This is a genomic window from Bradyrhizobium sp. (genome assembly GCF_030693485.1).
Classification (GTDB): domain Bacteria; phylum Pseudomonadota; class Alphaproteobacteria; order Rhizobiales; family Xanthobacteraceae; genus Bradyrhizobium.
The window spans coordinates 20758-27264 of sequence record NZ_JAUYAN010000333.1 but is presented as its reverse complement, the minus strand read 5'-3'; the positions used below and the strand labels follow the sequence as shown (position 1 = coordinate 27264).

Below are 6507 nucleotides of genomic sequence, written 5' to 3'. Positions count from 1 at the left end.
GGCATCGGCAGTCTCCAAGAAAGAGCCCCCACCCGGATCGCCCAAGGGCGATCCGACCTCCCCCGCAAGCGGGAGAGGTGAAGAACGGTCCGTATCAAACCTCCACAATAACCCGCCTCCGCCCACCCTCGCCGAGGTCGTCACCACGCTGCGCAACCTCGGCAAGACTGAACTGCCGAAACAGCTGACGCGGTGGCTCGACGATCTCGACGAGACCGGGCGCTGGGCATTGCTGAAGCTCGTCACCGGCGCGATGCGGATCGGGATCTCGGCGCGGCTGGCCAAGACCGCCGCGGCAGCGCTCGGCGACAAGGATCCGCACCAACTCGAATTGATGTGGCCGGGCCTCGAGCCGCCCTACCTCGACCTGTTCGCGTGGCTGGAAGGCCGCGCCGAGGCGCCTGTCAATCTCGATCCGACGCCGTTCCGCCCTGTGATGCTGGCGCATGCGATCGAGGATGCGGATTTTTCCAATCTCGACGCCGCCGATTTCATCGCGGAATGGAAATGGGACGGCATCCGGGTGCAGGCGGTGAGCGGCCGTGACGCCGATGGCCAGATGCAAGCGCGGTTGTATTCGCGCAGCGGCGAAGACATTACCAGGAGCTTTCCCGATTTGCTGCCGTCACTCCGCCTGCCCGGCGCCATCGACGGCGAATTGCTGGTGCTGCGTAACGGCCGGGTGCAGACCTTTAATGTACTGCAGCAGCGCCTGAACCGGAAAGCGGTGTCGCCCAAGCTGACAAGGGAATTTCCGATCCATCTGCGCGCCTATGATCTGCTCGGCGAAGGCGATGACGATCTGCGCACGCTGCCGTTCCTTGAGCGCCGCCAGCGGCTGGAAGCCTTCATTGCAAAACTCGACGATCCCAAAGTCGACTTGTCGCCGGTGATACCATTCGAAAGCTGGGACGCGCTGACATCGGTCCGCACCGATCCCGCCAGCGCAGGCGCCGGTGAAGATGCCGAGGCGGTCGAGGGCGTGATGCTGAAGCGCCGCGACGCACTTTATCTGACGGGACGCCCGAAGGGCCAGTGGTGGAAGTGGAAGCGCGACCCGCATCTGATCGATGCCGTGCTGATGTATGCGCAGCGCGGCCATGGCAAGCGCTCGTCCTATTATTCGGACTACACTTTCGGGGTCTGGACCTCGGGCGAAGATGGCGAGCAGCTGGTGCCGGTCGGCAAGGCCTATTTCGGCTTCACCGACGAGGAGCTGTTGCAGATCGACCGTTTTGTCCGGCGCAACACCACGGAGAAATTCGGCCCCGTCAGGCATGTGGTGCACGCGCCCGATCAGGGGCTGGTGCTGGAAGTCGCCTTCGAGGGCCTGGCGCGCTCGCCGCGACACAAATCCGGCGTGGCAATGCGGTTCCCACGCATCAGCCGGCTGCGCTGGGACAAGCCGCCGCGCGAAGCCGACCGACTGGAAACGCTGGAGCGGATGTTGAAAGCCGAAGCGCCGGCGCGAACCGCGACGTAAGGCCATTGACGCCGACACCCGGGTTCCCCATGTCTGGGCGACCAGACTATATACTGGGCGGGCGAATCCGCTCCGGGAGACCATCGATGCCCAACGAGACCCGAGAACTGCCGGCCGCCAATGACGGCCTCTATCGCTTTCTCGGCGGCTCGCCGCTGGCGGTGGCGGTCCGGCTGATCCTGCTGTCGATCCTGGTCGGCGTGGTGCTGTCCGCCATCGGCTTCGATCCCTGGAACATCCTGAGCAGCATCCGGCGGCTGTTCGACTGGATCTACAATCTCGGCTTCGACGCCATCAACTGGGTGTGGCGCTATTTCCTGCTCGGCGCCGTGATCGTGATCCCGATCTGGCTGCTGTCGCGGCTGTTCGGCACGCCGCGCGGACGATAGATCCGCGAACCCCGGTTGCTGATTTCCCCAACGAAGGTCACGACCGCGCAGGTCTTTGCCATCGCCGGTCCGGCGATGATCGCCAACCTGACCACGCCGCTGATCGGCATCGTCTCGACCATCGCGATCGGGCGACTGGGCGAGCCGACGCTGCTCGGCGGCGTGGCGATCGCGTCCGTGGTGTTCGACTGCCTGTTCTGGCTGTTCGGCTTCCTGCGCATGAGCACGCTGGCGTTCACCGCGCAGGCGCTCGGCGCCGGCGAAGTCAGGGAATTGCGCGCGCTGCTGCTGCGGGGCCTCGTCGTCGCGGCCGTGGTCGGCGTGTCTCTCATCGTCCTGCAGATCCCGCTCGCCGCGCTTCTGTTCGGCGCCATGGGCGGCAGCGAAGCCGTCACCCGCGCCGCCAGGATCTATTTCGACATCCGGATCTGGTCGGCGCCGCTGGTGCTGGCCAATTATGTCGTGCTCGGCTGGCTGATCGGCCAGGCCCGCGCCAGGCTCGCACTTGGCGTGCAGGTCGCCATCAACCTCATCAACATGGCGGCGACGGCGCTGCTGGTGCTGGTGTTCGATTTCGGCATCGCCGGAGCGGCGATCGCCGCATTGGGCGCAGAAGCCACCGGCCTTGTGCTCGGCATCCTCATCGCACGCGGGCTTTCGCGCGGGCACCCCGCGATCTCGCGCGCGGCGCTGCTCGACCGGACGAAACTGCTCCGCATGCTCGCGGTCAACCGCGACATCATGATCCGCACCGCCTCGCTGATTGCCGCTTTCCTGTTCTTCACCGCGCAGGGCGCGCGCCACGGCGACGTGACGCTGGCCGCCAACGCGGTGCTGCACAATTTCCTGCTGATCAGCGCGTTCTTCCTCGACGGCCTCGCCAATGCCGCCGAGCAATTATGCGGCCGCGCCTATGGCGCGCGCGACCGCAGCGGCTTTATCCGCGCGACCCGGCTGGTGATCGCATGGGGATTCGGTTTCGCGCTGGCGGTGACCGCGTCCTATGCGCTGTTCGGGTCCGTGCTGATCGATATCATGACCGCAAGCGAAGAGGTTCGCCGCGGCGCGCGCGACTATCTGTGGCTGGTGACGCTGGCGCCGGTGCTCGGCGTGTTCGCCTTCGCCTATGACGGCATCTTCATCGGGGCGACCTGGGCACGCGAGATGCGCAATCTGATGGTGCTCTCGCTTGCAATCTTTCTCGGCGCCTGGCTGGCGCTGCGTTCGCTAGGCAATGCCGGGCTGTGGGGCGCCCTGCTGGTGCATTATGCCGCGCGCGGCGGGTTGCAGGCGCTGCGCTATCCGGCGATGCTGCGGAAGTCATTCGGGCCAGCGCCGCTATCCGGCTGAATCCAGAGGGTATCACCGATGCAACTGCAATTCGTCGGCTGCGGCGATGCGCTCGGCTCCGGCGGCAGGAACAACACCTGCTTTCACGTCACCGGCGAACGCGTCAATTTCCTGATCGATTGCGGCGCGACCTCGCTGCCGGCGCTGAAGCGGCTCGGTATCGCGCGCGACGCGATCGACCTGATCCTGATCACGCATTTCCACGGCGATCATTTCGGCGGTCTGCCGTTCCTGCTGCTGGATGCGCAGTTCACGCGACGGAGCCGTCCGCTTGTCATTGCAGGTCCGGAAGGAATCGAAATGCGGCTGACGCAAGTGATGGAGGCGCTGTTCGAGCATTCGTCGAAGACCAAGCAGCGCTTCGAGCTGTCAGTTGTCGCACTCAAGCCCGAGGAGAAATTCAGCTTCGGCGCGGTCGATGTCACGCCTTATGCTGTCGTGCACGGCGAATCCGGCGGGCCGTTCCTGGCCTACCGCGTCGAGGCCGAAGGCCGCGTCATCGCCTACAGCGCCGACACCGAATGGACCGAGACGCTGATTCCGCTGGGCCGCGATGCCGACCTGTTCGTTGCCGAAGCCTATTACTACGACAAGGTGGTGAAGAACCATCTCAGCCTGACGACGCTGGAGGCGCATCTCGCCGAGATCCGGCCGAAGCGGCTGGTGCTGACGCATATGAGCGACGACATGCTGGGGCGGCTGGAGACGCTGGACTACACGGCGGCGAGCGACGGGATGGTGGTGGAGGTTTGAATGGAAATGCTCGCGGCGTGAAGTGCAACGGTCGCACGAACACCGCTGTCATCGCCCGGCTTGGTTGTGGCGACCACCAAGGACCGTCCCTAAACCGGCCAGTCCTCGGCCGTGATGGTCGCGGCATCGGCGCCGACGATTTCCGACAGCGAGTCGCGGCCGGTGCGCAACAGGGTCGAGGTGAGGTCGTTCTTGATGTCCTCGACGAGGCCGAGGCCCTTGTAGATCAGCGACGAATACAACTGGATCAGGCTGGCGCCGGCGCGGATTTTCGTCAGCGCCGCGCCGCCGGAGTCGATGCCGCCGACGCCGACCAGCGGAAATGCGCCTTCGGCGCGCACATAGGTTTCCGCCACCATCCGCGTCGACAGCCGGAACAGCGGCCGGCCCGACAGACCGCCCTGCTCCCTGGCGCGGTTGGTCTCGCGCAAGGTCGCGGGCCGCGCCAAGGTGGTGTTGGCGACGATCATGCCGTCGACCCGGCGCGAGCGGGCGATCTGCACGACATCGTCGAGTTCGGCGAGGCTGAGATCGGGCGCGATCTTGAGCAGCACCGGCGAGTCGCCGGCGTTCTGCCGTACGCGTTCGCGGGCGTCGATCACCTTGGCCAGCAGATCGTCGAGCGCTGCCGCCTGCTGCAGATTGCGCAGGCCCGGCGTATTCGGCGACGAGACGTTGACGGTGAAATAGCTCGCCACCGGCGCGAAGGTTTCGATCAGCCGGACGTAATCGGCGACGCGATCGACCGAATCCTTGTTGGCGCCGACATTGACCCCGACGATGCCGCCATGATGGGCGCGCGCCGCGAGCCGCCGCAACACGGCGTCGGCGCCGTCATTGTTGAAACCCATGCGATTGATGACCGCTTCGTCGCGCTCCAGCCGGAACAGCCGCGGCCGCGGGTTGCCGGTTTGCGGTTTCGGGGTCACCGTGCCGATCTCAACGAAGCCGAAACCGAGCCGCAGCAATGCATCGGAGACTTCCGCACTCTTGTCGAAGCCCGCGGCCATGCCGACCGGATTGGGGAAATTCAGCCCGAACGCCCGCACCGCCAGTTTTGGATCGTCCGGCCTGGTGCGAACCGGCGGCAGCAGCCGCAGGCCCTGGATCGCCAGACGGTGGGCGTCCTCCGGATCGAACCAGCGCAGCAGCGGCAGGGAAAAGGCATCGAAGGCGCGGATCACGGCGCAAGCTCCGGGATGTCGTGAAAGCCGTCCGACCGCGCGTGCATCTCGTGGACGGCGGTGACCGCCCCGAGATCGAGTTCGCCGTAGAGGTGGGGAAACAGTTCGTCGTTGCGCGACGGCTCAAAGCGTAGCGCTTCGCCGAGCGCATCGGCATCGACCTCGATCAGGAACAGGCCGGTCTGGCCGGCATAATGTTTCCTTGCCGTCTCGGCGACCTGGGCTGCTTGCGAGAAATGAATGAAGCCGTCGCGCGCATCGTCGGCGCTGCCCCGGTACACGCCCTGTCGCTCGGCCTCGCGCCAGGCCGAGGCGGGACAAATCTTGTAGATCCTGCGCACGTGCCGAACGTCCTGCCTGTTGCTTGAATTTCTTGTGGTTTTTCCGGAGTTGCCGGATCGCGCGCCGACCGTATCGGCGCACCCTGCCCACTTCAAGGGCCGCTTTTGGTCCCTTTTTCCGTCCCTTGTCCGTCCCTTGCGCTGGCGCCGGAAGCGGGTTTACTAAGGTAATAATTCCTAGGCATCCGAGCCGGGCCATGGCCAGAGTTCCGAAAGCGCAGGGCATGCTCACGCACGACCAGATCTGGACCGCGCTGGACCGGCTGGCCGCGCGCGCCGGGAGCACCACCTCGGCGCTGGCCAAACGCGCCGGGCTCGATCCCACCACCTTCAACAAGTCGAAGCGGATCACCGCCGAGGGCCGCGAGCGCTGGCCATCCACCGAATCGGTGGCGAAGTCGCTCGCTGCCACCAACACCTCGATCGATACCTTCGTACAGTTGATCGGCGACGCCCCGCGGACCGTGCAGTCGGTGCCGCTGCTCGGCTTCGCTCAAGCGGGCGCCGGCGGCCATTTCGACGATGGCGGATATCCCGCCGGCAAGGGCTGGGACGAAGTGGGGCTGCCCGCCGTCAACGACGAGCATGCCTATGCGCTGGAGATATCGGGCGATGCGATGAAGCCGGCCTATCGCGACGGCGACGTCATCGTGGTGTCGCCGGGCACCCCGATCCGCCGCGGCGACCGCGTGGTGGTGAAAACCACCGCCGGCGAAATGATGGTAAAGGAGTTGAAGCGCCGGACCGCGAAGACGCTGGAACTGGCATCTCTCAACCCCGCCCATGTCGACCGCACGCTGGCATCCGGCGACGTCGATTGGATCGCGCGGATCGTTTGGGTGAGTCAGTAATTTTCTCTCTTCCTTCTCCCCTTGTGGGAGAAGGTGGCGCGAAGCGCCGGATGAGGGGTCTCTATCCGCGAGCAACCTGCCTGTTGAGCGAACCCCTCACCCGTCTCGAATGCGCCGCGCGCATTCGATTCACCCTCTCCCACAAGGGGAGAGGGG

General features: G+C 65.6%; 7 protein-coding genes. 5 read left to right on the top strand and 2 right to left on the bottom strand.

What is annotated here, in order from left to right:
- From Q8N40_RS24645 to Q8N40_RS24630, 4 genes are all read left to right on the top strand, one after another.
- Positions 1-1483, top strand: a 1483-nt coding sequence (locus Q8N40_RS24645) for an ATP-dependent DNA ligase (RefSeq protein ID WP_305713655.1), incomplete at its 5' end; no start/stop codon positions are given.
- A gap of 86 nt (positions 1484-1569) precedes the next feature.
- Entirely contained in the window at positions 1570-1872 is a 303-nt protein-coding gene (locus tag Q8N40_RS24640; RefSeq protein WP_305713654.1) for a DUF6460 domain-containing protein, read from the top strand.
- Positions 1873-1947: 75 nt separating this feature from the next.
- Positions 1948-3222 carry an MATE family efflux transporter gene (locus Q8N40_RS24635; RefSeq protein ID WP_305713656.1) on the top strand — a complete coding sequence of 425 codons (1275 nt, stop codon included), beginning with the start codon at positions 1948-1950 and terminating at the stop codon, positions 3220-3222.
- An 18-nt stretch (positions 3223-3240) separates the two neighbouring features.
- A complete protein-coding gene (locus Q8N40_RS24630; RefSeq protein ID WP_305318518.1) occupies positions 3241-3975 on the top strand; it encodes an MBL fold metallo-hydrolase in 735 nt (244 codons plus the stop codon).
- A gap of 89 nt (positions 3976-4064) precedes the next feature.
- On the opposite strand, the gene Q8N40_RS24625 is transcribed toward Q8N40_RS24630, so the two are convergent.
- On the bottom strand, positions 4065-5159 hold the full coding sequence (locus Q8N40_RS24625) for a quinone-dependent dihydroorotate dehydrogenase (protein WP_305713653.1): 1095 nt from the start codon (positions 5157-5159) through the stop codon (positions 4065-4067).
- On the bottom strand, positions 5156-5500 hold the full coding sequence (locus Q8N40_RS24620; RefSeq protein WP_305318520.1) for a DUF952 domain-containing protein: 345 nt from the start codon (positions 5498-5500) through the stop codon (positions 5156-5158). Before Q8N40_RS24620 ends, Q8N40_RS24625 begins: the two co-directional genes overlap by 4 nt.
- A gap of 224 nt (positions 5501-5724) precedes the next feature.
- Between Q8N40_RS24620 and Q8N40_RS24615 the strand changes: the two genes are divergently transcribed.
- Positions 5725-6351, top strand: a complete 627-nt coding sequence (locus Q8N40_RS24615; RefSeq protein ID WP_305318526.1) for a helix-turn-helix transcriptional regulator — start codon at positions 5725-5727, stop codon at positions 6349-6351.
- Positions 6352-6507: the final 156 nt, after the last annotated feature.

What these genes read in the sequence shown, in the direction of transcription:
- Q8N40_RS24640 (WP_305713654.1), top strand. Translation starts at nt 1,570, where the DNA reads ATGCCCAACGAGACCCGAGAACTGCCGGCCGCCAATGACGGCCTCTAT.
- Q8N40_RS24635 (WP_305713656.1), top strand. Translation starts at nt 1,948, where the DNA reads ATGATCGCCAACCTGACCACGCCGCTGATCGGCATCGTCTCGACCATC.
- Q8N40_RS24630 (WP_305318518.1), top strand. Translation starts at nt 3,241, where the DNA reads ATGCAACTGCAATTCGTCGGCTGCGGCGATGCGCTCGGCTCCGGCGGC.
- Q8N40_RS24615 (WP_305318526.1), top strand. Translation starts at nt 5,725, where the DNA reads ATGCTCACGCACGACCAGATCTGGACCGCGCTGGACCGGCTGGCCGCG.